We start from the raw sequence: 20,918 nt of genomic DNA on the forward strand, positions 1-20,918 counted from the left end.
TCAGTCCTTCGTTCCAGCGCCCGGCAGATCGTCCGCGATCCGGGCGTAGAGGTAGTGGTCCTGCCAGATGCCGTTGATCCTGAGGTAGGATCGCAGAAGTCCTTCGCGCCGGAATCCGGCTTTTTCAAGCACGCGGATCGACCGGATATTGTCGGGAATACAGGCAGCTTCGATCCGGTGCAACCTCAGCGTATCGAAGGCGAAGCGGCAGACCACGTTGACCGCGTCGGTCATCAGGCCGCGGCCGCCAAACCGCTCTCCGATCCAGTACCCGACATGGCCACTTTGCGAGACGCCGTGGCGGATATTGCCGAGTGTAATGCCGCCTGCAAGCTTGCCGCTCGCCTTCTCGAAGATGAAGAAGGCGATGGCGGTTCCCTGCGCATAGTCTTCGCGGTAGCGGCCGATGCGCAGCCGCCAGGCGGTGCGGTCGAGTTCATCGGGCGTCCAGCGCGGCTCCCACGGTTCGAGGAAGGCACGGCTTTCGCCGCGCACCGCCGACCATTCGCGATAGTCGTTGGTGTAGGGCACGCGCAGCATGACCCGGTCGCCTTTCAGTGCCGGCAGGTCACGGCGAAAGAAAGGGAGCGCGAACACCGGCGCTTGAAGGCTTAGACGGCGAGCTTGCGGGCCGTGGTGTGCGTGCCCGCAAGCGAATCGAGAATCGCCTCATAGGGCGCGAGCGTACCCACCGGTCCAACCGCGGTCAGCGTCGGCTTGGTCGAAAACAGCCGGGACGAAAGGTCGGTCAGCCGCTCGACGGTCAGCGCCGACAGCCGTTCCATCAACTCCTCCTTGGCGATCGGCCGGCCGAACAGAAGCAGCTGCCTGGCGATCTGCGAGGCGCGGCTGGCCGGGCTTTCAGCCGACATGATCAGGCCGGCGCGGTATTGCGCGCGGGCGCGGTCGAGCTCTTCCTGAAGGATATTCTCGCCGGCCTTCTGCAGCTCGTCGATAATGACCGGAACCAGTTCGGCAATGTCGCTCTGCCCGGTCGCGGCATGAACGCCGAAGATGCCGGTATCGGAAAAACCCCAGTGGAAAGCATAGACCGAATAGCACAGGCCACGCTTTTCGCGAACCTCCTGGAACAGCCGGGACGACATGCCGCCGCCGAGGATCATCGACAGCACCTGCGAAGCGTAGAAATCGCGCACATGATAGGCTCGGCCTTCGAAGCCGAGCACGATCTGCGCGTCCATCAGGTCGCGATCCTCGCGGAAATCGCCGCCGACATACTGCGCATATTGCGGCATCGTGCTGTCGGACTTGCTGCGGAAACCGCCGAGCTGCTTTTCGACCTCGCGCACGAAATTGTCGTGCTTGATGTCGCCTGCCGCCACGATCACCATCTTCTCGGCGCCATATTGGCGCTCGATGAAATCATGCAGCTGTTTGGAGGTGAAGGATTTGACGGTTTCCGGCGTGCCGAGGATCGAGCGGCCGATCGTCTGGTGGCGGAAGGCGGTCTCGGTGAAACGGTCGAAGACGATGTCGTCGGGTGTGTCGTGCGCGGCGCCGATCTCCTGCAGGATCACATGCTGCTCGCGCTCCAGTTCCTCTGGGTCGAATTCGGACTCCTGCAGGATATCAGCAAGGATATCCACCGCCAGCGGCACATCGTCGGACAGCACCCTGGCGTAATAGGACGTCGTCTCGACTGATGTGGCGGCATTGATCTCGCCGCCGACATCCTCGATTTCCGAGGCGATCTCGAAGGCCGTCCGCCTTTTCGTACCCTTGAAGGCCATATGCTCGAGCAGATGGGCCATTCCGTGCTCGTCGTCACGCTCATTGCGGGCGCCGGACTTGACCCAGGCGCCAAGGGCAACGGATTCGAGGCTTGGAAGGGTTTCGGTGGCGACTGTCAGGCCGTTCGACAGACGGCTTACCTCAACACCCATATGGCAAGTACTCCCTAACGCGCTGCCCTTGAGTGGCGGCTCACGTAATCTTCCACCATTTTCAGGTCGGATGGAAGTACCGTGTACTTTTCGTCGGCTGACATCAAGGACCCCAGCCATGCGGGCAGGGCCGGCCACACGCCGCAGGCGGCTTCGACGGCGGCCGGAAACTTGGCCGGGTGCGCCGTGCCCAGCACCACCATCGGCACTGCACCGTCGGCCTGGCCGGCGGCGACATGCACGGCCGCGGCCGTGTGCGGATCGAGCAGATAATTGCTGGATTCGAGCGTCGAGCGAATGGTGGCTGCAACCTCGTCCATATCGGCGCGCCCGGCGTCGAATTCGGACCGCATCCGGTCGATTTCCGCGGTTTCGATGGTGAAGGCGCCGGATTGCTTGAGGCCGGCCATGTAACGCCGCACCGTCTCTGCGTTACGGTCGCAGGCCTCGAACAGCAGTCGCTCGAAGTTCGACGATACCTGGATGTCCATCGATGGCGACGTCGTCGCAAACACACCCTTGGTGCGGTATTCACCGGTCGCGAAAGTGCGCGCCAATATGTCGTTGTCGTTGGTGGCGACGATCAGCCGCTCGATCGGCAGGCCCATCTTCTTGGCGGCGTAACCGGCGAAAATATCGCCGAAATTGCCGGTCGGCACGGTAAAGGAGACCGGCCTGTCCGGCGCGCCGAGCGAAAGCGCCGAGGAAAAATAATAGACGATCTGGGCCATGATGCGGGCCCAGTTGATCGAATTGACGCCCGACAGCGACACGCGATCACGAAAACCATGATCGTTGAACATATCCTTCAGCAGGCCCTGGCAATCGTCGAAATTGCCTTCGATCGCCAGCGCCTGGACGTTGGCGGCCGTCGATGTCGTCATCTGCCGCTGCTGCACCGGCGAGACGCGGCCATGCGGGAACATCACGAAAATGTCAGTTCGGTCGCGGCCGGCAAAGGCATCGATGGCGGCGCCGCCAGTGTCACCCGAGGTCGCGCCGACGATGGTGGCGCGCTGGCCGCGCTCAGTCAGTACATGGTCCATCAGCCGGGCAAGCAGCTGCATGGCAACGTCCTTGAAGGCCAGCGTCGGACCGTGGAAGAGCTCGAGGATGAACGTGTTGGCGCCGGTCTGCACCAGCGGGCAGACGGCCCGGTGGCGGAAGGTGGCATAGGCTTCTCGCACCAGGCGCTCGAAGACGGGTGCGGCGATCTCGCCGCCGAGGAACGGCGTCAGCACGCGGATGGCGAGGTCCGCATAGGGCAGGCCGCGCATGGCGCGGATCTCGGCTGCCGAAAACTGCGGCCATGTCTGCGGCACATAAAGCCCGCCGTCGCGGGCCAGCCCCGCCAGCACCGCATCGGCAAATCCAAGCACGGGCGCATCCCCGCGGGTACTCACATAGCGCATCGTCAAAGGTCCATTGCTGCCGCCGGTTTCATCCACGGCAATTGGTTAATTTTCCGAGCCGCCTCAGTCGCATTTTTGCCGTGGCGTTGCTATACGTCACCAACTTTGCGAGAGGGAAGTGCAGTTTCATGGCGTTTCATAAGTTCAACCGTCGCTTTGTCGCGGGTCTGGCGCTAACCGGCTTTATGCTTGCCGCCGCCGGTTGCCAATCGAGCGACAATGGCATCCTCAATCTCGGTTTCGGCAAGAAGACCGACCCGAATGCGCCAATACCGCCTCAGGATCCCAAGGTTCTCGCCAGCCAGTTGCAGGCCTACTGCCCGAAAGTGACGGTGCGCGATGGCACCGCATACTTCAATACCTACGCCAAGGGCGCGCCGCAGCCGAAAAAGAAAAAGGCTGATGCAACACAGGATGCCGAGGCCGCTGCCGCCGCGCAGACGGCGCCTGACGGCTCCATCGTCGATCCGAACAAGGATCCGGCCAAGATCATCTACCAGGCCTCGATCAGCGATGTGAGCCGCGATTGCAGCCGTGCCAACGGCCAGTTGACGATGAAGGTTGGCGTTGCCGGCAAGATCGTGCCGGGACCGCTGTTCGCCCCCGGCACCATCACCATGCCGATCCGCATTGCCGTCATGCACGGCCCCGACGTGCTTTATTCGCAGATCCACCCCTATCAGATCCAGGTCAGCGATCCCTCGACCGCCACCCAGTTCGTGTTCACCGATCCCAACGTCGTCGTGCCCGAACCCTCCGCCCGGGATTACACTGTCTATGCCGGCTATGACGACACCGCGCCGGCGGCGGTGGACAAGAAGTCCGGCAAGAAAAAGAAGCGCGCTCCGGCGACGAACTAAGCGCCTGGGCGCCGTCGCTGCTGCGACGGTGCCGGTCAACTCTTTGAAAGATCCAAACGATCCGATCGTAATCCTGCAGGCGTGCGCCTGCGGCAGGTCGCGTCTGCGCTTTAATCTCGATCCATTCCGCCAGCGCACTTGACTCATCCATATCCCGGCGGTTATACGTCAATCAATAGCTCGCAGGTTATTGACCCGATGCCGGACGCCCACGATACTTTGTTCAGAACGCTTGCCGACCCGACCCGGCGGGCCATCTTCGAGCGCTTGTGCCGCCAAGGTGAGCAGACCGTGGGGGCGCTGACGGCGCAGTCCGGGGTCTCGCAACCGGCGGTGTCGAAGCATCTCGGCGTCCTGAAGCTGGCCGGCCTGGTGCGTGACCGCCACGCCGGACGCCAGACCCACTACAGCGCGCAGCCCGAGGCACTTGGTCCGCTGACCGACTGGACAGTTCAAATGACAGGATTCTGGGAGAGCCGCTTCGATGATCTCGAGAACCTGCTGAAAAGGATGGACCAGTGAGCAATCCCGAACTGCGCACCGTCGTCGTCGAACGTGAAATATCCTGGCCGGCGGAGAAGATCTGGCGCGCGTTAACGCAGCCGCATCTGATGGAGGATTGGCTCATGAAGAACGATTTCAAGCCTGTCGTCGGCCACAGCTTCAATCTTCGCGGCGACTGGGGCGGCGTGCTCGACTGCGAGGTGCTGGCCATCGAGCAAAACAGGACGCTGTCCTACAGCTGGGATTTTGCGCATGAGGATGCCGCCTACAATCTGAAGAGCGTGGTGACGTTCACGCTCACACCCACGAGCTCGGGAACCCATCTGCGCGTCGAGCAGTCGGGCTTCCATCCGAGCCAGAAGCAGGCCTATGGCGGCGCCAGGGCCGGGTGGCAGCAATTCCTCACCAAGCTGGAGCAGGTCCTGGCGAAGCCGGATTGAAGCCTGCCGGTACCATGCCCTGATCGCGGGGCACCGAATGCAAAAAGGAGGAAATCGATGAAGATCAAGCTGACCAGCGTCTATGTGGACAACCAGGACAACGCACTGCGCTTCTACACCGACGTGCTGGGCTTTGCTGTGAAGGCCGACTTCAGCAATGGGGCTTTTCGTTGGCTGACCGTCATCTCACCCGATGAGCCCGAGGGAGCCGAGCTACAGCTGGCGCTCAACCACAACCCGGCCGCCAAGGCCTACCAGCAGGCCATCTTCAAGCAGGGGCAGCCCGCGCTCATGCTGTTCACCGACGACGTCAAGGGTGATTACGAGCGCATCAAGGGACGCGGCGGTGCGTTCGCCATGGCGCCGACAGAAGTGACCGGCTCGACCATCGCCCAGCTCAACGACAGCTGCGGCAATCTCATCCAGATCACCCAACTGGCGCGTTGGTAGGCGCTGGTTCAAGAGGAAGTTGCAATGAACTTGAGCAAATGGATACGTCAAACCCATCGTTGGCTGTCGATCATCTTCACGCTGACCGTGGCAGCCAATTTCATCACCATGGCGTTCGGGCAACCTCCGGCCTGGGTGGTCTATTCGCCGCTGCTGCCGCTATTCCTGCTGCTGTTCAGCGGCCTCTACATGTTCGTGCTGCCTTACGTCGCGAGATCGCGTGGCGAGCAGGGCGCGCAAGGGTAGGACATGGCCAAGGCGCCGGGAAAATCGAAGGTCGCAAAACCGGCCCCAGACAAGCCGGAAAAGCCGGTCCTGCTTTCGGGCGGCAACCCGCAGATCCCGAAGGCCTATGGGGACGCTCCGGTGCAGGCATATATTGCTGCCATGCCGGGCTGGAAAAGCGATGTCGGGCGCCGGATCGACGCACTTATCGTCAGCGCCGTCCCCGGCGTCTGCAAGGCGGTGAAGTGGAACTCACCGTTCTATGGCATCGAGGGCGAGGGTTGGTTCCTCAGCCTGCATTGCTTCACCAGATACGTCAAAGTCGCCTACTTTCGCGGCACGTCGCTCGATCCTGTGCCTCCCGGCGGTTCAAGGCAAAAGGAAGTGCGCTATCTCGACATCCATGAAGGCGAAGAGATCGACGAAGCCCGCTTCGCCTCCTGGGTGAAGCAGGCCAGCCGATTGCCCGGCGAGAAGATGTGAACGGAGGCAGACCATGAAGACCAGTATGTCGAGCAAGGACGAGGGAGGCGCCTCTGCCTCCGAGCGGATAGATGCCCGAATCCGGGAGCTGGACGATTGGCGGGGCAAGACGTTGGCCAGCCTGCGCAAGACCATCCTCGATGCCGATCCGGAAATCATCGAGGAGTGGAAGTGGATGGGCAGCCCGGTATGGTCGCGCGACGGCATGATCGCCGTCGGCAACGCCCACAAGGACAAGGTGAAGCTGACCTTTTCCCACGGCGCCAACCTGCCGGATCCCGACAGGCTGTTCAACAACGGGCTCAACGGCAAGGTGTGGCGCGCCATCGATGTGTCGGAGGGCGACGAGATCGATGCGGATGCGCTGAAAGCGCTCGTCCGTGCCGCGATTGCCTACAACAGGGCAAAGAAGAAACCGGCCAAATCGGCCAAAGCCAAGGACTGATCGGTTCAGGCGTCCGACCACTCCGACAGAGCGGCAATCACACTTTTCAGTTCGGCCCAGCGGCGGATGACGGTTTCGGCTCCGGCTTCGGTCAGCACATCGGCATGGCCGGGATAGCTGTGCGCGGCGCCGGTGAAGCCGATCACGCGCATGCCGGCGGCCCTGGCGCCGGTGACGCCGTGCACCGAATCCTCGATGACGAAGGTGTTTGCCGGATTGGCGTTGAGTTGCTCCGCCGCAATCAGGAACACATCCGGCGCGGGCTTGGTTTTCTTGCTTGGTATTTCCAGCGCTGAAAAAATCCGGCCGGCGAAGAACGGCAGCAGGCCCACTTTCTCCAGCATGAACTCGATCCGCTCCAAGCGTGAGTTCGAGCAGACGCAGCGCGGCGCGGTCACCGCCGCGACCGCCTCGCGCACGCCGTCGATGGCGCGCACGTCGCTGCGCAGTTTGCGGTCGACCAGCTCTTCGGCCCGGTCGATCATCGAGGCCTGGAACGGGATGGCGGATTTTTGCTCGACCCGCATCATGATGTCCTTGAAGGTCAGTCCGGCATAGGTTTCGGCGTATTCCTCAGCCGAAATTTCATATCCGGCCAAGGTCAGCAATTCGGCCTCGACGCGGGCTGCGATGATTTCGGAATCGACGAGCACGCCGTCGCAATCGAAGATGACAAGATCTGGCTGGGGCATGGCAATCCGAACGAGGAGGGTGATGGAGGCCCGGCAAGGCTCAAGCGGCGCGACATACACCAACGGGCCGGGCTGCGCAAATTGACGACGTCAGGGCTGCCTAGACCGTTGCGTCCTTCACCGAATATTTACGCTGATCGGTAACCATAACGGGGAGTAAACAGTAACGCGTGCCTTGGGTGTAAAAATGTCTGCCGTGCGTCTTCTCGCCGACCTCTCCCACGCCCCCCAGCAATCCGAGTGGCTGGACACGATCCTCAAGGGCGATTGTGTCGCCGCGCTCGACCGGCTGCCGGAAAAATCCATCGACGTCATCTTCGCCGATCCGCCTTACAATCTGCAGCTCGACGGCGATTTGCACCGGCCCGACCAGTCCAAGGTCGACGCCGTCGACGATGACTGGGACCAGTTCGAGAGTTTCGAGGCCTATGACGCCTTCACCCGCGCCTGGCTCCTGGCGGCACGCCGCGTGCTGAAGCCGAATGGCACCATCTGGGTTATCGGCTCCTACCACAACATCTTCCGCGTCGGCGCCAAGATGCAGGATCTCGGCTTCTGGATCCTCAACGATGTCGTCTGGCGCAAGACCAACCCTATGCCGAATTTCCGCGGTCGCCGCTTCCAGAACGCGCATGAGACCATGATCTGGGCTTCGCGCGACCAGAAGGGCAAGGGCTATACCTTCAATTACGAAGCCATGAAGGCATCGAACGACGACATCCAGATGCGCTCCGACTGGCTGTTCCCGATCTGCACTGGCGGCGAGCGGCTGAAGAACGACAATGGCGACAAGCTGCATCCGACGCAGAAGCCGGAAGCGCTGCTCGCCCGCATCATGATGGCCTCGACCAAGCCGGGCGACATCGTGCTCGACCCGTTTTTCGGCTCCGGCACCACCGGCGCCGTGGCCAAGCGGCTTGGCCGCCATTTCGTCGGCATCGAGCGCGAACAGGCCTATATCGACGCCGCCAATGAGCGCATCGATGCGGTGCGGCCGCTGGAAAGCGCCGATCTCGCCGTGCTCACCGGCAAGCGCGCCGAGCCGCGCGTCGCCTTTGTCAGCCTCATCGATACCGGGCTTATGCAGCCCGGCGCCACGCTTTACGATGCCAAGAAGCGCTGGTCGGCCAAGGTACGCGCCGACGGCACGGTTGCCATCGGTGACAGCGCCGGCTCGATCCACAAGATCGGCGCCGAAGTGCAGGGCCTGGACGCCTGCAACGGCTGGACCTTCTGGCACTATGAGCGCTCGGGCGGCCTGACCCCGATCGACGAACTGCGCCGCATCGCCAGGCTCGGTATGGAGCGCGCAGGGGCTTGAGATTCAAGGTTTAAATTCGGCGCTCTACGACGGCCCCCCTCTGCCCTGCCGGGCATCTCCCCCTCAAGGGGGGAGATTGCTGTCATCAACGCTTTCGCCAATTTTTGATCTTGCAAGGTGAGAACGGCCGCAGCGGCTGCTGATCTCCCCGCTTGAGGGGGAGATGGCCGGCAGGCCAGAGGGGGGCGCCGTAGAGCGTTACTTCGGCCCTCCGCGCATTCACACCGCGATCCCATACCCCGCAAGATCTGCCCGCAGCGTTTTTGCATCCGTGAACAGCACCGACTGCCAGCCGGCGGCCCTGGCGCCATCGACATTTCTGGGGCTGTCGTCGATGAACAGCGTGGCTGACGGTTCGAGACCGAACGCGGCGACGTGATGGTCGTAGATGGCGCGGTCGGGCTTGATCTCACGGATATCGGCCGACACGGTCACGCCGCGCGGGCGGCTGAGGAAGTCGAAGCGCAGTCTTGCCTCGGCAAGCGTGTCGGCGGCGAAATTGGTCAGCATGGTCACGTCGTGGCCGCTCTCGATCAGGCCGAGCATGATGGCGACGCTGTCCTCATAGGCATGCGGCACCATGTCGTTCCAATAGCGTCGGAAATTGCGAATGTTTTCAGCATGATCCGGGTAATCCGCGATCAGCAGCGCTTCGGCCTCTTCCCACGTCCGGCCACGGTCCTGCTCGATGTTCCAGTCATGCGTGCAGACATTGTCGAAGAACCACTTGCGCTCTTCGGCATCGGGAATGAGGCGGCTGAACGGAATGTTCGGATCGTAGTGGAGCAAGACGCGGCCGATGTCGAACACGATGTGGCGGATTTCAGTCATTTCTGGCCTTTCAAAGCGAATGCTAGTCAATCGGGCGGTGTTTTTTGGTCGCGCCCGGTATCGCTGCTTCGATGACCTTTTTCATGACCGTCGGCAACGCTTCTCCGGAAATGTCATGGGCCAGCGACCAGAAATGCCCTTCCGGCGCCTCACTTTTCACTTGAGCGTGAAAAACTTCGAGCTCGAGCGCGAAATGGGTGAAGACATGCGCGATCTCTCCGGCGCGCCGCCAGTCCGCAGCGAACGGCGCTGCCTCCGAAGTGGTTGCGCCGTCGATCCGTGCTGTCCAACCTGTGGTCGGCACCTCGGTCATGCCGCCGAGCAGGCCCTTGTCAGGCCGCTTGCGCAACAGGATGGCGCCGTCGCCGCGCTCGGCGACGAAGGCGGCACCCCGCCTGAGTGGTTTGTCGACCTTGGGCAGGCGGACCGGAAAGCGCTCGGGGTCGCCGGACAGGATGGCGCTGCAATCCTCGCGCACCGGGCACAGCATGCAGCGCGGCCGTCTTGGCGTGCAGATCGTGGCGCCGAGGTCCATCATTGCCTGGGCGAAGTCGCCCGGCCTTGTCTGCGGAACCAGTCTTTCGACGAGCGCGCGGATTTCAGGCTTTGCCTCGCTGAGCGGCGTTGCGATCGAATAGAGCCGCGAGATGACACGTTCGACATTGCCGTCGACGACCGCCGCCGGACGGTCGAAGGCGATCGCCGCGATCGCCGCCGCCGTATAGGCGCCGATCCCCGGCAATTCCCTCAATCCCGTTTCGTTGTCGGGAAAACGGCCGCCCTGGCTCGCAACCAGATCGGCGCAGGCCTTGAGGTTGCGCGCCCGTGAATAATAGCCGAGCCCGGCCCAGGCCTTCATCACATCCTCGGCCGGCGCAGCCGCCAGCGCCTTCACATCAGGCCATTTCTCGACAAAGGCGCGAAAATAGGATTTTACCGCTTCGACCGTGGTCTGCTGCAGCATCACTTCCGACAGCCAGATGCGATAGGGGTCCGGCCGTGCACCGCCGGCCGCCGCGCGCGGCGTGATCCGCCACGGCAGTTCGCGATGGTGCGCGTCATACCAGGCAAGCAGACGCGCGGCGATCTCTCCTGATAGAGTTGGTCCGGATGCGGCCTTGCGGGTCTGTTCGTGCAGTGCCATTGATCGCGGGCTGGCTCTAGGCTGGTGAGGAGCGTGGCTGGAGAACGTACATGGCAGGGAGAACGCCTTACGGCAATCCCGTTCCGGTGAGCGATCTCGCGACCGCGATCCTCGACCCCGTGCTGCGCAAGCGGGCCGGCATTTCGATCGGGCTGGTGCAGTCATGGGAAGAGATCGCCGGCCCCAGGCTCGCCGGCCATTCGCGCCCCGAAAAAATCCAGTGGCCGCGCCGCATGCATGAGGACGATCCGTTCGAGCCGGCGGTGCTGGTCATCGCCTGCGAAGGCATGGCCGCGCTGCACCTACAGCACGAGACCGGCGAGATCATCAACCGCGTCAATGCCTTTCTCGGCTTCAACGCGATCGGCAGGATCCGGATCGTGCAAAAGCCGGTGCTGAGGGACAAAGCCCGGCCGAAACCGACGCCGAGAGCACTGACTTCCGTCGAAAAGACCAAATTGTCCGATACCGTCGGCAAGATCGAGGATGAAGGCTTGCGCGCCTCGCTGGAGCGTCTTGGCGCCACAATTCTTGGCCAAAGGAAGCGGCCAAGGTAATCAACCGGTAATCAGTCGGTCATGAACGCGTCATCTATCTCGCGCATTCGTGATCCTGCATGTAGAGTTTGGCGATTGGAATGGGGACGGCGATGCCTTAATTCCCGCCAACTCTCGCCTTTTCTAGCCTTTGCGTTGCAAAATCAAACCACAGTCAGGTGATTCGCATGAACCGTAGCTTGTCCCGCAGAAACCTCCTGTCTTCGCTGGCCGTCATTCCGGCAGTGGCTATGCTCGCCGCATGCAGCGATTCAGGCGAGGATGCCAAAGCAGCGGATGTGAAGCCTGCGGCTCCCGCAATGCCGGCTTCGACGCCTGCCACTCCGGCCGCCGTCAAGGTCCCGGAGTCTTCCGGCAATGTCGACATGGCCGAACTGCTGAAGCCCGGCGCTTTGCCCGACAAGCAGCTCGGCAAGGATGACGCCAAGGTCACCATCGTCGAATATGCCTCGATGACCTGCCCGCATTGTGCGCATTTCGCCGCGACCACCTTCCCTGAGTTGAAGACGAAGTACATCGACACCGGCAAGGCGCGTTACATCCTGCGCGAATTCCCGTTCGATCCGAGCGCCGAGGCCGGTTTCATGCTGGCGCGCTGTTCGAAGGACAATTATTTCCCGATGGTCGATGTGCTGTTCAAGCAGCAGGCCAACTGGGTCGGCGTCAACAATACCAAGGATGCGCTGCTGCAGATCTCCAAGCTCGCCGGTTTTACACAGGAGTCCTTCGAGGCCTGCTTGACGGACCAGAAACTTCTGGACGATGTGAGATCGGTCCAGAAGCGCGGCGCCGATGAATTCAAGGTCGACTCGACGCCGACCTTCTTCATCAACGGGAAAACCTACAAAGGTGCGATGTCGATTGAGGAAATATCGGCCATCATCGACCCTCTGCTCTGACGTCCAGGCGGCGCCGGAGCGACTGCGCTTCGGCGTCAGCGCACCTTTGTGCCTTCCAGGCAGGCGCGAATGAAGTTTTCGCGCCTTCGCCTCCTCGGCTTCAAGTCCTTCGTCGAACCCGGCGAGTTCGTCATCGAACGCGGCCTGACCGGCATTGTCGGGCCGAATGGCTGCGGCAAGTCGAACCTTGTCGAGGCGATGCGCTGGGTGATGGGCGAAAGCTCATACAAGAACATGCGCGCGTCCGGCATGGACGACGTGATCTTTTCCGGCTCGGGAACGCGCCCGGCCCGCAACACCGCCGAAGTCACGCTGTTCCTCGACAATAGCGACCGGACCGCGCCCGCCGCCTTCAACGACGCCGATGAATTGCAGGTGTCGCGCCGCATCGAGCGCGAAGCCGGCTCGCTCTACCGCATCAACGGCAAGGAAGCCCGCGCCAAGGACGTGCAGCTTCTGTTCGCCGACCAGTCGACCGGCGCGCGCTCGCCTTCCATGGTCGGACAGGGCCGCATCGGCGAACTGATCCAGGCCAAGCCGCAGGCGCGCCGCGCGCTGCTCGAAGAGGCCGCCGGCATTTCCGGCCTGCACACGCGCCGTCACGAGGCCGAGCTTCGGCTGAAGGCGGCCGAACAAAATCTGGAACGGCTGGACGATGTCGTCGGCGAACTGGAGAGCCAGATCGAAAGCCTTAAGCGCCAGGCGCGCCAGGCATCGCGCTTCAAGAACCTGTCGGCCGATATCCGCAAGGCGGAAGCCACGCTCTTGCATCTGCGCTGGACTTTGGCCAAGACCCAGGAGGGCGATGCGCGTTCGGCGCTGGCGGTTGCCACAGCTCTGGTCGGCGACCGCGCCGCCGCCCAGATGGCTGCCGCCCGGGAGCAAGGCATCGGCGCCCACCGGCTGCCGGACCTGCGTGACGCCGAGGCCGCGGCTGCCGCCGCCTTCCAGCGCCTGTCCATCGCCAAGGCGCAGATCGAGGAGGAGGCAGGCCGCATCCGCGCCCGCCAGGCCGAACTCGAGCGCCGGCTGCAGCAGCTCGACGGCGACATCGCGCGCGAGGAGCGCATGGTCCGCGACAATGCGGATATTCTTGAGCGCCTGCGCGAGGAAGAAGCCACGCTCAACTCCGAAAATGCCGGCGCCGCCGAACGCGAGGCCATGACGCGGGCCGCTTTCGAGCAGGCCGGCGCAACGCTGTCGCAGAGCGAAGCAAAGCTCGCTGCGCTGACCGCAGAACGAGCGGAGGCCGCCGCCGCGCGCAATCAGATCGAACGCACGCTGCGCGAAAACGCCGAACGCCGCGACCGCTTTGCCCGCCAGCTGGCCGACGTCGACCGCGAATTGTCCGAGATTGTGTCGAAGGTTGCGGGCTTGCCTGACCCGGCCGAAAAACGTGCTCTGGTCGAGGACGCGCTCGCCCGGTTGGAGGAAGCGGAGGCCGGCGCCATTGCTGCCGAACAGGCGGTCGCCGAGGCGCGCGCCACCGAGAGTGCCGCTCGTCCGCCGCTGCAGGACGCCAGGTCGGAGCTCGCCGGCATCGAGACCGAAGCGCGCACGCTGGCCAAGATCCTCAATGCCGCCAGCGGCGATCTTTTCCCGTCGGTGCTTGAGCAGCTCAGCGTCGAACGTGGCTATGAGACGGCGCTTGGCGCTGCGCTTGGTGAGGACCTCGACGTGCCGCTCGACCGCAGCGCGCCGGTGCATTGGGGCGAAAGCCAGGTTCAACCAGGCGATGCGGCCTTGCCGGAAGGCATCAAGAGCCTCGCCAGCGTGGTGCGCGCGCCTTCGCAGCTTGCCCGCCGGTTGGCGCAGATCGGCATCGTCGATGCCGCCGACGGCAAACGCCTTCAGACGCTGCTTGCCCCCGGCCAGCGGCTGGTCAGCCGTGACGGCGCGCTGTGGCGCTGGGACGGGCTGACCGCCAGCGCCGATGCACCGACCGCGGCCGCGCAAAGGCTGGCGCAGAAGAACCGGCTGGCCGAGCTCGATGCCGAGGCGGTACAGGCGACGCAGATGATGCGCGAGGCCGAAGCCGCCCTTGCCCAGGCCGAACAGGCACTCCGCCAGGCGAGCGAGGCCGAACGCAATGCGCGCCAGGCCGGGCGCGATGCCCAGCACGGCCTGGACGCCGCCCGCAGCGCGCTGGCCGAGGCCGAAAAGGCCGGTGGCGAGCTGGCAAGCCGCCGCGCCGCCCTGGACGAGGCGCGCGCGCGAATCGTCGACAGCCATGAAGAAACGGCCGCCGCCTTCGCCGAGGCCGAAATGCTGCTGCAGGACGCCCCCGATCTCGGCGACCTGCAATTGCAGCTTGAACAATCCGCCGCCAATGTCAGCCGCGATCGCGCAACCTTGGCCGACGCGCGCGCCGTCCATGAAGGCCTGCGCCGCGAAGCCGAGGCGCGCACGCGCCGGCTCGACGCCATCGGCGCCGAGCGCAGCAACTGGTTGCAGCGGGCCGAAAACGCCTCGACGCAGATTGCCTCGCTGGGCGAGCGCAGGGCCGAGGCCGAGGCCGAGCGCGAAACGCTGGCCGACGCCCCCGACGAGATCGACGCCAGGCGGCGCGCGCTGCTGTCGCAGCTGACCGAGGCCGAGACCTTGCGCAAGGCGGCCGCCGACCGTTTGCAGGAGGCCGAGAACAACCAGGCCGAGCTGGACAAGGCCGCCACCGCGGCGATCCAGTCGCTGGCCGATTCCCGCGAAACCCGCGTCCGCGCCGAAGAGCGATTGACCGCCGCCGACGAGCGCCGGCTCGAGGTCGAGGCGCGCATCCAGGAAACGCTGAACACGCCGCCGCATCTGGTCATTCGCCATACTGGCCTGGAAGCCGACAGCCCGATGCCGGAAATGGCCGAGATCGAGCGCCAGCTCGACCGGCTGAAGGTTGAGCGCGAGCGGCTCGGCGCCGTCAATCTGCGCGCCGAGGAAGAGCAGAAGGAATTGTCGGACCGGCTGGAGACCATCGTCTCCGAGCGCGAGGACATCATCGAGGCGATCCGCAAGCTCAGGCAAGCGATCCAGAGCCTGAACCGCGAAGGCCGCGAACGGCTGCTTGCCGCTTTCGAGGTGGTCAACGGCCATTTCCAGCGGCTGTTCTCGCATCTGTTCGGTGGCGGCACGGCCGAATTGCAGCTGATCGAATCCGACGACCCGCTCGAAGCCGGGCTCGAAATCCTGGCCCGTCCGCCCGGCAAGAAGCCGCAGACCATGACGCTGCTGTCCGGCGGCGAGCAGGCACTGACGGCGATGTCGCTGATCTTTGCCGTGTTCCTGACCAATCCGGCGCCGATCTGCGTGCTCGACGAAGTCGACGCGCCGCTCGACGATCACAATGTCGAGCGCTTCTGCAACCTTATGGACGAAATGGCCGCGACCACCGAGACGCGCTTCGTCATCATCACCCACAACCCGATCACGATGGCGCGCATGAACCGCCTGTTCGGCGTGACCATGGCCGAGCAGGGCGTCAGCCAACTGGTGTCGGTCGATCTGCAGGCCGCCGAGGCGATGCGCGAGGCGAGCTGACGCAGCATGCTTTGTTGATTTCGTCGGCGATGGCCTCGATCCGACTGTTGCAACAGGACCGTCGCCCTTGCGACCTGCTTGCGACGCGCATTCTGTAAGGTTCGAAGAGAAGGAATTTAAGCGCCACCTGAGAGCGAACGCCAAAGCCCACATGCAAAGCGCCCGGCCAACGCGAAAGCGATGCCTACAAGGCGCAGATGGCAATAGGCTCCCACCGCAATTCAGCTGCCACGTTTATCGGAAGCCCAGGAAGCTCAGTATCGCAATCACGATAACGACTGCTCCGATGAGCCAGATTATGTTGTTCACCGTATCTCTCCCGAACTAGTTGCTGGGAGTGAACTCGTAAGAGCCTACTAATGTTCCCGCATTTTCTGCGTCGAAACAAAATGGCGGCCATCGCTTCGTCGATTGCCAGACCAAGGTCCGAACAGGGTATGACTGAAGTCCTGACGTCGGAGCCATAGGCCCGAAGGCGGGCAACCTATGCCTTCCCGATACATTGGAACCCGGCTGCCGAGCATGAGTCCCTTCATCGGTGGTCAATCGGGTGCCCGCCATTCCTGAGAGGTTAGCGGGCACCCGATCGTCGTGACACCGCCAAGCGGTGTTCGTTCAATAGAGAGGCTGACAGTGACCTTTGTCCAGAGATCTGTGCGTGACGGCGCCACCCGACCCGCAAACGACAACGACAGTCCTGCGGAAGTTTCTTCCGTTCTTGACCTCATACCATCGGCTGACGACGACAAGGTCGCTGAGCTTGTCAGGCGAACAGAGCGCCTGGCAATCGCAGTGGTTATCGGAATCGCGGTTCTGCTGATCTTGGCGCCGGTGGTTTACCTTGCACTTTCTTACGGGATCTGAGACCGCCCGACTTAGGCGATCTAAGATGGCCTGATTGGTCGTATTCTCGTAAATCTGAAAAGTTGTGCCGACAGTCCTCCTCGCAAGACAAGTGTTTCCCGTCACAGATCAGGAGATCGAACGCGACGACATAGAATGGTCGTGCGCAGCGCTCCTTTGTCGAGAGGCGTAACCCTGGTGGTCGGCTTGAAAGAGCGCCTTTACCAGAAGTTGCCAACAAGAGCTGTTGTCGCAATTCCTTCCTTCACACGCCGTGTTGCGCGGGAGCAGCCGTCACTGATCGCGCCCGTGGACCAACGACGCTACTCGGAACCAAAGGGATGGGACGCGGTTATCCCCGCGAAGGGATAATTAGCAGGTGGAGATATTACAATGAAAACAATGATCGTGAGCGCCTTGGCGCTGTTCATTGCCATGCCGACGATAGCTCCGGCAGCCGAAGCTGACGTGGTCATCACGACCCACCATCGACATCATCACAGGAGCGTAAAGGTCATCAATGACCAGGGTCAACGCCTTCATCACCGCAGACACGGCACGGTTGCCTTCTACGACCACGGCCGCAGACATCATCGCCGGGATACGGTCATCGTGACCGGCTCGATCGAGCGCAGCCATCATCGCTATTATCGACATCATCGGCATCATCCCGTCGTCATCCAGGACGACAACGATTACTGATCCTCTCCGCACGGCCCCGGCTCTGTCAACGGAGTCGGGGTCGCGTGGGAGTCAGATAGCTCCTGACGGCAGCCATCGACAAGGTCGGTAAATCATTGATTCCAAAGGCATGTGATTTGGCTGGGGCGCCAGGATTCGAACCTGGGAATGTCGGTACCAAAAACCGATGCCTTACCACTTGGCGACGCCCCAGCAAACGAGCTTTGCCCGCTGCGCGCGGCCTTATAGGACGAGCGGCACGAAAGCTCAATGCCGAGTTGGCCACTGTGCAAAACTGATCCACCGCTTGGCGCGGGGACGCGCTATTCGCCCCAGACCGCCAACTCGTTGCCAGCGGGATCGGTGAAATGGAACCGCCTGCCGCCCGGGAACGAGAATATCGGCTTGACGATCGTGCCGCCGGCGCTTTCGACAACGTCGAGGGTGGCTTCCAGATCCTGCGAATAGAGCACCGGCAATGGTTTCGCCGGAGCCTCGCCTGCATCGGCCTGGAAGCCGCCATCGAGCCCTTCGCCGAAGGCTGAATAGGTCGGCCCGTAATCGGTGAACGACCACGAGAAGGCGGCGCTGTAGAAAGCCTTGACGCTGTCCAGCGTCGCGCCGGTCGCGGGCAGTTCGAGATAGTCGAGTTTTCCGTTGAGTTTCATCACGCTGCTCCCAAGTTGTTCCCTATATGTTCTATATCTTGGGCAGCGATACGGCAAGTCTTTTTGATGCGGCTTTCCTTAATCGATTGTAGTTGGCGCGCCTGGCCGGCCACGCCTTGCCTTTCGCACTGCAGCATAATAACGCTCGGGTCGGAGCGCGGGGGGAACCGGGTCTTGGCCCCGGGGTTCTAATCTTCCGAGAACTTGGAGGGCGAGCATGACCAAATGGGTCTACACCTTCGGCGATGGCGCCGCGGAAGGACGTGCGGGCGACCGCAACCTTCTCGGTGGCAAGGGCGCCAATCTGGCCGAGATGTGCAGTCTTGGCCTGCCCGTGCCGCCGGGCTTTACGCTCACCACCGAAGTCTGCAACGCCTATTACGCCAACGGCAACAGCTATCCGGCCGAGTTGCAGGCCGATGTCGTCAAGGCGCTGGACCATATCGGGCAACTGACCGGGCGCCGTTTCGGCGATCCGTCGAAGCTGCTTCTGGTCTCGGTCCGCTCCGGGGCCAGGGCCTCGATGCCGGGCATGATGGACACCGTGCTCAATCTCGGCCTCAATGACGAGACGGTCGAGGCGCTGGCAGCCGATTCCGGCGATGCCCGCTTTGCCTATGACAGCTACCGCCGCTTCATCCAGATGTATTCCGATGTCGTCATGGGTCTCGACCACGAAGTGTTCGAGGAAATCCTCGAGGACCAGAAGGCCAGCCTCGGCCACGAGCTCGACACCGAACTGACAGCGCAGGAATGGCAGAGCGTCATTGCCCTCTACAAGGCCAAGGTCGAGGAGGAGCTCGACAGGCCGTTTCCACAGGACCCGCACGAGCAGCTGTGGGGGGCGATCGGCGCGGTGTTTTCCAGCTGGATGAACAACCGCGCCATCACCTACCGGCGCCTGCACGACATCCCGGAAAGCTGGGGCACGGCGGTCAATGTCCAGGCCATGGTGTTCGGCAATATGGGCGAGACGTCAGCCACTGGCGTCGCCTTCACTCGCAACCCCTCGACCGGCGAAAAGATGCTCTACGGCGAGTTCCTGGTGAACGCGCAGGGCGAGGATGTCGTGGCCGGCATCCGCACGCCGCAGAACATCACCGAGGCGGCGCGCATTGCCGCTGGCTCCGACAAGCCGTCGCTGCAGAAACTGATGCCGGACGCGTTTCGCTCCTTCGTCGACATCTCCGACCGCCTGGAACAGCACTACCGCGATATGCAGGACCTCGAATTCACCATCGAGCGCGGCAAATTGTGGATGCTGCAGACGCGTTCCGGCAAACGCACCGCCAAGGCGGCGCTGAAGATCGCCGTCGAAATGGCGCGCGACAAGCTGATCACGACGGAGGAGGCGGTCGCCCGCATCGATCCGGCCTCGCTCGATCAGCTGTTGCATCCGACCATCGACCCCAAGGCCGCGCGCGATGTCATCGGCGTCGGCCTGCCGGCTTCTCCGGGCGCGGCGACCGGCGAGATTGTTTTCTCCTCGGGCGATGCCGAGGATCTGAAGACGCAAGGTCGCAAGGCAATCCTGGTGCGCATCGAAACCAGCCCCGAAGACATTCATGGGATGCATGCTTCGGAAGGCATCCTGACCACGCGCGGCGGCATGACCAGCCACGCCGCCGTGGTCGCGCGCGGCATGGGCAAGCCTTGCGTTTCGGGCGCCGGCTCGCTGCGTGTCGACTACAAGGCCGGCACGCTGATGTCGATGGGCCAGACCTTCCGCAAGGGCGACATCATCACCATCGATGGCAGCAACGGCCAGGTGCTGAAGGGCGCCGTGTCGATGCTGCAGCCGGAACTGTCGGGCGATTTCGCCGCCATCATGGAATGGGCCGATGCGGTGCGCCGCATGAAGGTGCGCACCAATGCCGAGACGCCGCTCGATGCGCGCATGGCGCGCTCCTTCGGCGCCGAAGGCATCGGCCTCTGCCGCACCGAGCACATGTTCTTCGACGGCGAGCGTATCGTCGCCATGCGCGAGATGATCCTGGCCGATACCGAGAAGGACCGCCGCACCGCGCTTGCCAAGCTGTTGCCGATGCAGCGCTCGGATTTCCTCGAACTGTTCGAGATCATGGCCGGCCTGCCGGTGACGATCCGGCTGCTCGATCCGCCGCTGCACGAATTCCTGCCCAAGACGGAAGCGGAGGTGGCGGAGGTCGCCGCCGCCATGAACGTCTCGCTCGACAAGCTCAGGCAGCGCACCGAAGCCTTGCACGAGTTCAACCCGATGCTCGGCCATCGCGGCTGCCGCCTCGCCGTCTCCTATCCCGAGATTGCCGAGATGCAGGCGCGCGCCATTTTCGAGGCAGCCGTCGAGGCCGGCAAGAAAGCCGGCGCGCTGGTCGTTCCCGAGATCATGGTGCCGCTGGTCGGCCTGGTGAAGGAGCTCGACTACGTCAAGGCGCGCATCGATGCGATCGCCAAGGCTGTCATGGACGAGACCGGCGTCAAGATCGACTATCTCACCGGCACGATGATCGAGCTTCCGCGCGCGGCGATCCGCGCCCACGTCATCGCCGCTACGGCCGAGTTCTTCTCCTTCGGCACCAACGATCTCACCCAGACCACCTTCGGCATCTCGCGCGACGATGCGGCGTCCTTCCTCGAGACCTATCGGCAGAAAGGAATCATCGAGCAGGACCCGTTCGTCTCGCTCGACATCGAGGGCGTCGGCGAACTGGTGCGCATGGCTGCGCAAAAAGGCAGGGCGACGCGGCCCGACATCAAGCTCGGCATATGCGGCGAACATGGCGGCGATCCGGCCTCGATCCGCTTCTGCGAAGAGGTCGGCCTCGACTATGTGTCGTGCTCTCCCTACCGGGTGCCGATCGCAAGATTGGCCGCAGCCCAAGCCGCGGTGCAGATTGCCAAAACAGCAGTGCCGCGCCCCAAAAAGAGCGCCGCGGCATCCTGATTTCGACATAGTCATTTCGGCAGCGATGAAACGGCCACCCTGGGTGGCCGTTTGGCGCTAAGCTTACGATTTTGTAAGCAAATTCACGCTGATGTGCGCGGCTCAACA

At 63.1% G+C, this 20,918-nt stretch carries 20 protein-coding genes and 1 tRNA gene; 13 read left to right on the top strand and 8 right to left on the bottom strand.

Annotation, left to right across the window (positions count from 1 at the left end; genetic code table 11):
• The 3 genes from NKJ18_RS10570 to thrC are packed head-to-tail and all read right to left on the bottom strand — an operon-like array spanning nucleotide 1 to nucleotide 3,316.
• A complete protein-coding gene (locus NKJ18_RS10570; RefSeq protein ID WP_352758195.1) occupies nucleotides 1-597 on the bottom strand; it encodes a GNAT family N-acetyltransferase in 597 nt (198 codons plus the stop codon).
• Nucleotides 598-611: 14 nt separating this feature from the next.
• Nucleotides 612-1,904, bottom strand: a complete 1,293-nt coding sequence (locus tag NKJ18_RS10575) for a M16 family metallopeptidase (protein WP_023668402.1) — start codon at nucleotides 1,902-1,904, stop codon at nucleotides 612-614.
• A gap of 14 nt (nucleotides 1,905-1,918) precedes the next feature.
• Nucleotides 1,919-3,316 carry a threonine synthase gene (thrC, locus tag NKJ18_RS10580; protein ID WP_023824238.1) on the bottom strand — a complete coding sequence of 466 codons (1,398 nt, stop codon included), beginning with the start codon at nucleotides 3,314-3,316 and terminating at the stop codon, nucleotides 1,919-1,921.
• A 128-nt stretch (nucleotides 3,317-3,444) separates the two neighbouring features.
• Here thrC and NKJ18_RS10585 point away from each other — a divergent pair, with 128 nt between their 5' ends.
• The 7 genes from NKJ18_RS10585 to NKJ18_RS10615 all read left to right on the top strand — a co-directional run bounded on the left by NKJ18_RS10585 (nucleotide 3,445) and on the right by NKJ18_RS10615 (nucleotide 6,723).
• Nucleotides 3,445-4,176, top strand: a complete 732-nt coding sequence (locus tag NKJ18_RS10585; RefSeq protein WP_023687159.1) for a hypothetical protein — start codon at nucleotides 3,445-3,447, stop codon at nucleotides 4,174-4,176.
• Nucleotides 4,177-4,374: 198 nt separating this feature from the next.
• A complete protein-coding gene (locus NKJ18_RS10590) occupies nucleotides 4,375-4,698 on the top strand; it encodes an ArsR/SmtB family transcription factor (protein WP_023687160.1) in 324 nt (107 codons plus the stop codon).
• On the top strand, nucleotides 4,695-5,120 hold the full coding sequence (locus NKJ18_RS10595; RefSeq protein ID WP_023687161.1) for an SRPBCC family protein: 426 nt from the start codon (nucleotides 4,695-4,697) through the stop codon (nucleotides 5,118-5,120). The genes NKJ18_RS10590 and NKJ18_RS10595 overlap by 4 nt, the downstream gene beginning before the upstream one ends.
• A gap of 57 nt (nucleotides 5,121-5,177) precedes the next feature.
• Complete coding sequence (locus NKJ18_RS10600) at nucleotides 5,178-5,570, top strand: VOC family protein (RefSeq protein WP_352758196.1); 393 nt, start codon at nucleotides 5,178-5,180, stop codon at nucleotides 5,568-5,570.
• 24 nt (nucleotides 5,571-5,594) lie between these two features.
• Nucleotides 5,595-5,816: a hypothetical protein gene (locus tag NKJ18_RS10605; RefSeq protein ID WP_023668396.1), complete on the top strand. Its 222-nt coding sequence runs from the start codon at nucleotides 5,595-5,597 to the stop codon at nucleotides 5,814-5,816.
• 3 nt (nucleotides 5,817-5,819) lie between these two features.
• Complete coding sequence (locus NKJ18_RS10610; RefSeq protein WP_023830051.1) at nucleotides 5,820-6,278, top strand: DUF1801 domain-containing protein; 459 nt, start codon at nucleotides 5,820-5,822, stop codon at nucleotides 6,276-6,278.
• A gap of 13 nt (nucleotides 6,279-6,291) precedes the next feature.
• Nucleotides 6,292-6,723 carry a DUF1801 domain-containing protein gene (locus NKJ18_RS10615; RefSeq protein WP_023830052.1) on the top strand — a complete coding sequence of 144 codons (432 nt, stop codon included), beginning with the start codon at nucleotides 6,292-6,294 and terminating at the stop codon, nucleotides 6,721-6,723.
• A gap of 5 nt (nucleotides 6,724-6,728) precedes the next feature.
• Here the strand turns inward: NKJ18_RS10615 and NKJ18_RS10620 are convergent, their stop codons facing one another.
• On the bottom strand, nucleotides 6,729-7,415 hold the full coding sequence (locus NKJ18_RS10620; protein ID WP_023685437.1) for an HAD family hydrolase: 687 nt from the start codon (nucleotides 7,413-7,415) through the stop codon (nucleotides 6,729-6,731).
• A gap of 187 nt (nucleotides 7,416-7,602) precedes the next feature.
• On the opposite strand from NKJ18_RS10620, the gene NKJ18_RS10625 reads away from it, so the two are divergent.
• On the top strand, nucleotides 7,603-8,736 hold the full coding sequence (locus NKJ18_RS10625; protein WP_023687165.1) for a site-specific DNA-methyltransferase: 1,134 nt from the start codon (nucleotides 7,603-7,605) through the stop codon (nucleotides 8,734-8,736).
• 219 nt (nucleotides 8,737-8,955) lie between these two features.
• Here NKJ18_RS10625 and NKJ18_RS10630 read toward each other — a convergent pair whose 3' ends face one another.
• Nucleotides 8,956-9,567, bottom strand: coding sequence for an HAD family hydrolase (locus NKJ18_RS10630; RefSeq protein WP_023687166.1), 612 nt, complete (start codon nucleotides 9,565-9,567; stop codon nucleotides 8,956-8,958).
• A 22-nt stretch (nucleotides 9,568-9,589) separates the two neighbouring features.
• Entirely contained in the window at nucleotides 9,590-10,711 is a 1,122-nt protein-coding gene (mutY, locus tag NKJ18_RS10635; protein ID WP_352673919.1) for an A/G-specific adenine glycosylase, read from the bottom strand.
• A 50-nt stretch (nucleotides 10,712-10,761) separates the two neighbouring features.
• Here mutY and NKJ18_RS10640 point away from each other — a divergent pair, with 50 nt between their 5' ends.
• From NKJ18_RS10640 to NKJ18_RS10655, 4 genes are all read left to right on the top strand, one after another.
• Entirely contained in the window at nucleotides 10,762-11,268 is a 507-nt protein-coding gene (locus tag NKJ18_RS10640) for a DUF721 domain-containing protein (RefSeq protein WP_352758197.1), read from the top strand.
• 167 nt (nucleotides 11,269-11,435) lie between these two features.
• Nucleotides 11,436-12,167, top strand: a complete 732-nt coding sequence (locus NKJ18_RS10645; protein ID WP_352758198.1) for a DsbA family protein — start codon at nucleotides 11,436-11,438, stop codon at nucleotides 12,165-12,167.
• Nucleotides 12,168-12,236: 69 nt separating this feature from the next.
• Nucleotides 12,237-15,695 carry a chromosome segregation protein SMC gene (gene smc / locus NKJ18_RS10650; protein ID WP_352758199.1) on the top strand — a complete coding sequence of 1,153 codons (3,459 nt, stop codon included), beginning with the start codon at nucleotides 12,237-12,239 and terminating at the stop codon, nucleotides 15,693-15,695.
• Between the two features lie 1,236 nt (nucleotides 15,696-16,931).
• Nucleotides 16,932-17,240, top strand: a complete 309-nt coding sequence (locus tag NKJ18_RS10655) for a hypothetical protein (protein ID WP_023670691.1) — start codon at nucleotides 16,932-16,934, stop codon at nucleotides 17,238-17,240.
• A gap of 117 nt (nucleotides 17,241-17,357) precedes the next feature.
• On the opposite strand, the gene NKJ18_RS10660 is transcribed toward NKJ18_RS10655, so the two are convergent.
• Nucleotides 17,358-17,432: transfer RNA gene (locus NKJ18_RS10660), tRNA-Gln, on the bottom strand.
• Between the two features lie 110 nt (nucleotides 17,433-17,542).
• A complete protein-coding gene (locus NKJ18_RS10665) occupies nucleotides 17,543-17,887 on the bottom strand; it encodes a VOC family protein (RefSeq protein WP_023687172.1) in 345 nt (114 codons plus the stop codon).
• 217 nt (nucleotides 17,888-18,104) lie between these two features.
• Between NKJ18_RS10665 and ppdK the strand changes: the two genes are divergently transcribed.
• Nucleotides 18,105-20,810 carry a pyruvate, phosphate dikinase gene (gene ppdK / locus NKJ18_RS10670; protein WP_023703201.1) on the top strand — a complete coding sequence of 902 codons (2,706 nt, stop codon included), beginning with the start codon at nucleotides 18,105-18,107 and terminating at the stop codon, nucleotides 20,808-20,810.
• Nucleotides 20,811-20,918 lie beyond the last annotated feature (108 nt).

Source organism: Mesorhizobium sp. M0217 (assembly GCF_040321955.1).
Taxonomy (GTDB): Bacteria; Pseudomonadota; Alphaproteobacteria; order Rhizobiales; family Rhizobiaceae; genus Mesorhizobium.

Coding starts and splice junctions, on each gene's coding strand:
- NKJ18_RS10575 (WP_023668402.1), bottom strand. CDS start 1,904: ATGGGTGTTGAGGTAAGCCGTCTGTCGAACGGCCTGACAGTCGCCACC.
- thrC (WP_023824238.1), bottom strand. CDS start 3,316: ATGCGCTATGTGAGTACCCGCGGGGATGCGCCCGTGCTTGGATTTGCC.
- NKJ18_RS10585 (WP_023687159.1), top strand. CDS start 3,445: ATGGCGTTTCATAAGTTCAACCGTCGCTTTGTCGCGGGTCTGGCGCTA.
- NKJ18_RS10590 (WP_023687160.1), top strand. CDS start 4,375: ATGCCGGACGCCCACGATACTTTGTTCAGAACGCTTGCCGACCCGACC.
- NKJ18_RS10600 (WP_352758196.1), top strand. CDS start 5,178: ATGAAGATCAAGCTGACCAGCGTCTATGTGGACAACCAGGACAACGCA.
- NKJ18_RS10605 (WP_023668396.1), top strand. CDS start 5,595: ATGAACTTGAGCAAATGGATACGTCAAACCCATCGTTGGCTGTCGATC.
- NKJ18_RS10610 (WP_023830051.1), top strand. CDS start 5,820: ATGGCCAAGGCGCCGGGAAAATCGAAGGTCGCAAAACCGGCCCCAGAC.
- NKJ18_RS10615 (WP_023830052.1), top strand. CDS start 6,292: ATGAAGACCAGTATGTCGAGCAAGGACGAGGGAGGCGCCTCTGCCTCC.
- NKJ18_RS10620 (WP_023685437.1), bottom strand. CDS start 7,415: ATGCCCCAGCCAGATCTTGTCATCTTCGATTGCGACGGCGTGCTCGTC.
- NKJ18_RS10625 (WP_023687165.1), top strand. CDS start 7,603: ATGTCTGCCGTGCGTCTTCTCGCCGACCTCTCCCACGCCCCCCAGCAA.
- NKJ18_RS10630 (WP_023687166.1), bottom strand. CDS start 9,567: ATGACTGAAATCCGCCACATCGTGTTCGACATCGGCCGCGTCTTGCTC.
- mutY (WP_352673919.1), bottom strand. CDS start 10,711: ATGGCACTGCACGAACAGACCCGCAAGGCCGCATCCGGACCAACTCTA.
- NKJ18_RS10640 (WP_352758197.1), top strand. CDS start 10,762: ATGGCAGGGAGAACGCCTTACGGCAATCCCGTTCCGGTGAGCGATCTC.
- NKJ18_RS10645 (WP_352758198.1), top strand. CDS start 11,436: ATGAACCGTAGCTTGTCCCGCAGAAACCTCCTGTCTTCGCTGGCCGTC.
- smc (WP_352758199.1), top strand. CDS start 12,237: ATGAAGTTTTCGCGCCTTCGCCTCCTCGGCTTCAAGTCCTTCGTCGAA.
- NKJ18_RS10655 (WP_023670691.1), top strand. CDS start 16,932: ATGAAAACAATGATCGTGAGCGCCTTGGCGCTGTTCATTGCCATGCCG.
- NKJ18_RS10665 (WP_023687172.1), bottom strand. CDS start 17,887: ATGAAACTCAACGGAAAACTCGACTATCTCGAACTGCCCGCGACCGGC.
- ppdK (WP_023703201.1), top strand. CDS start 18,105: ATGACCAAATGGGTCTACACCTTCGGCGATGGCGCCGCGGAAGGACGT.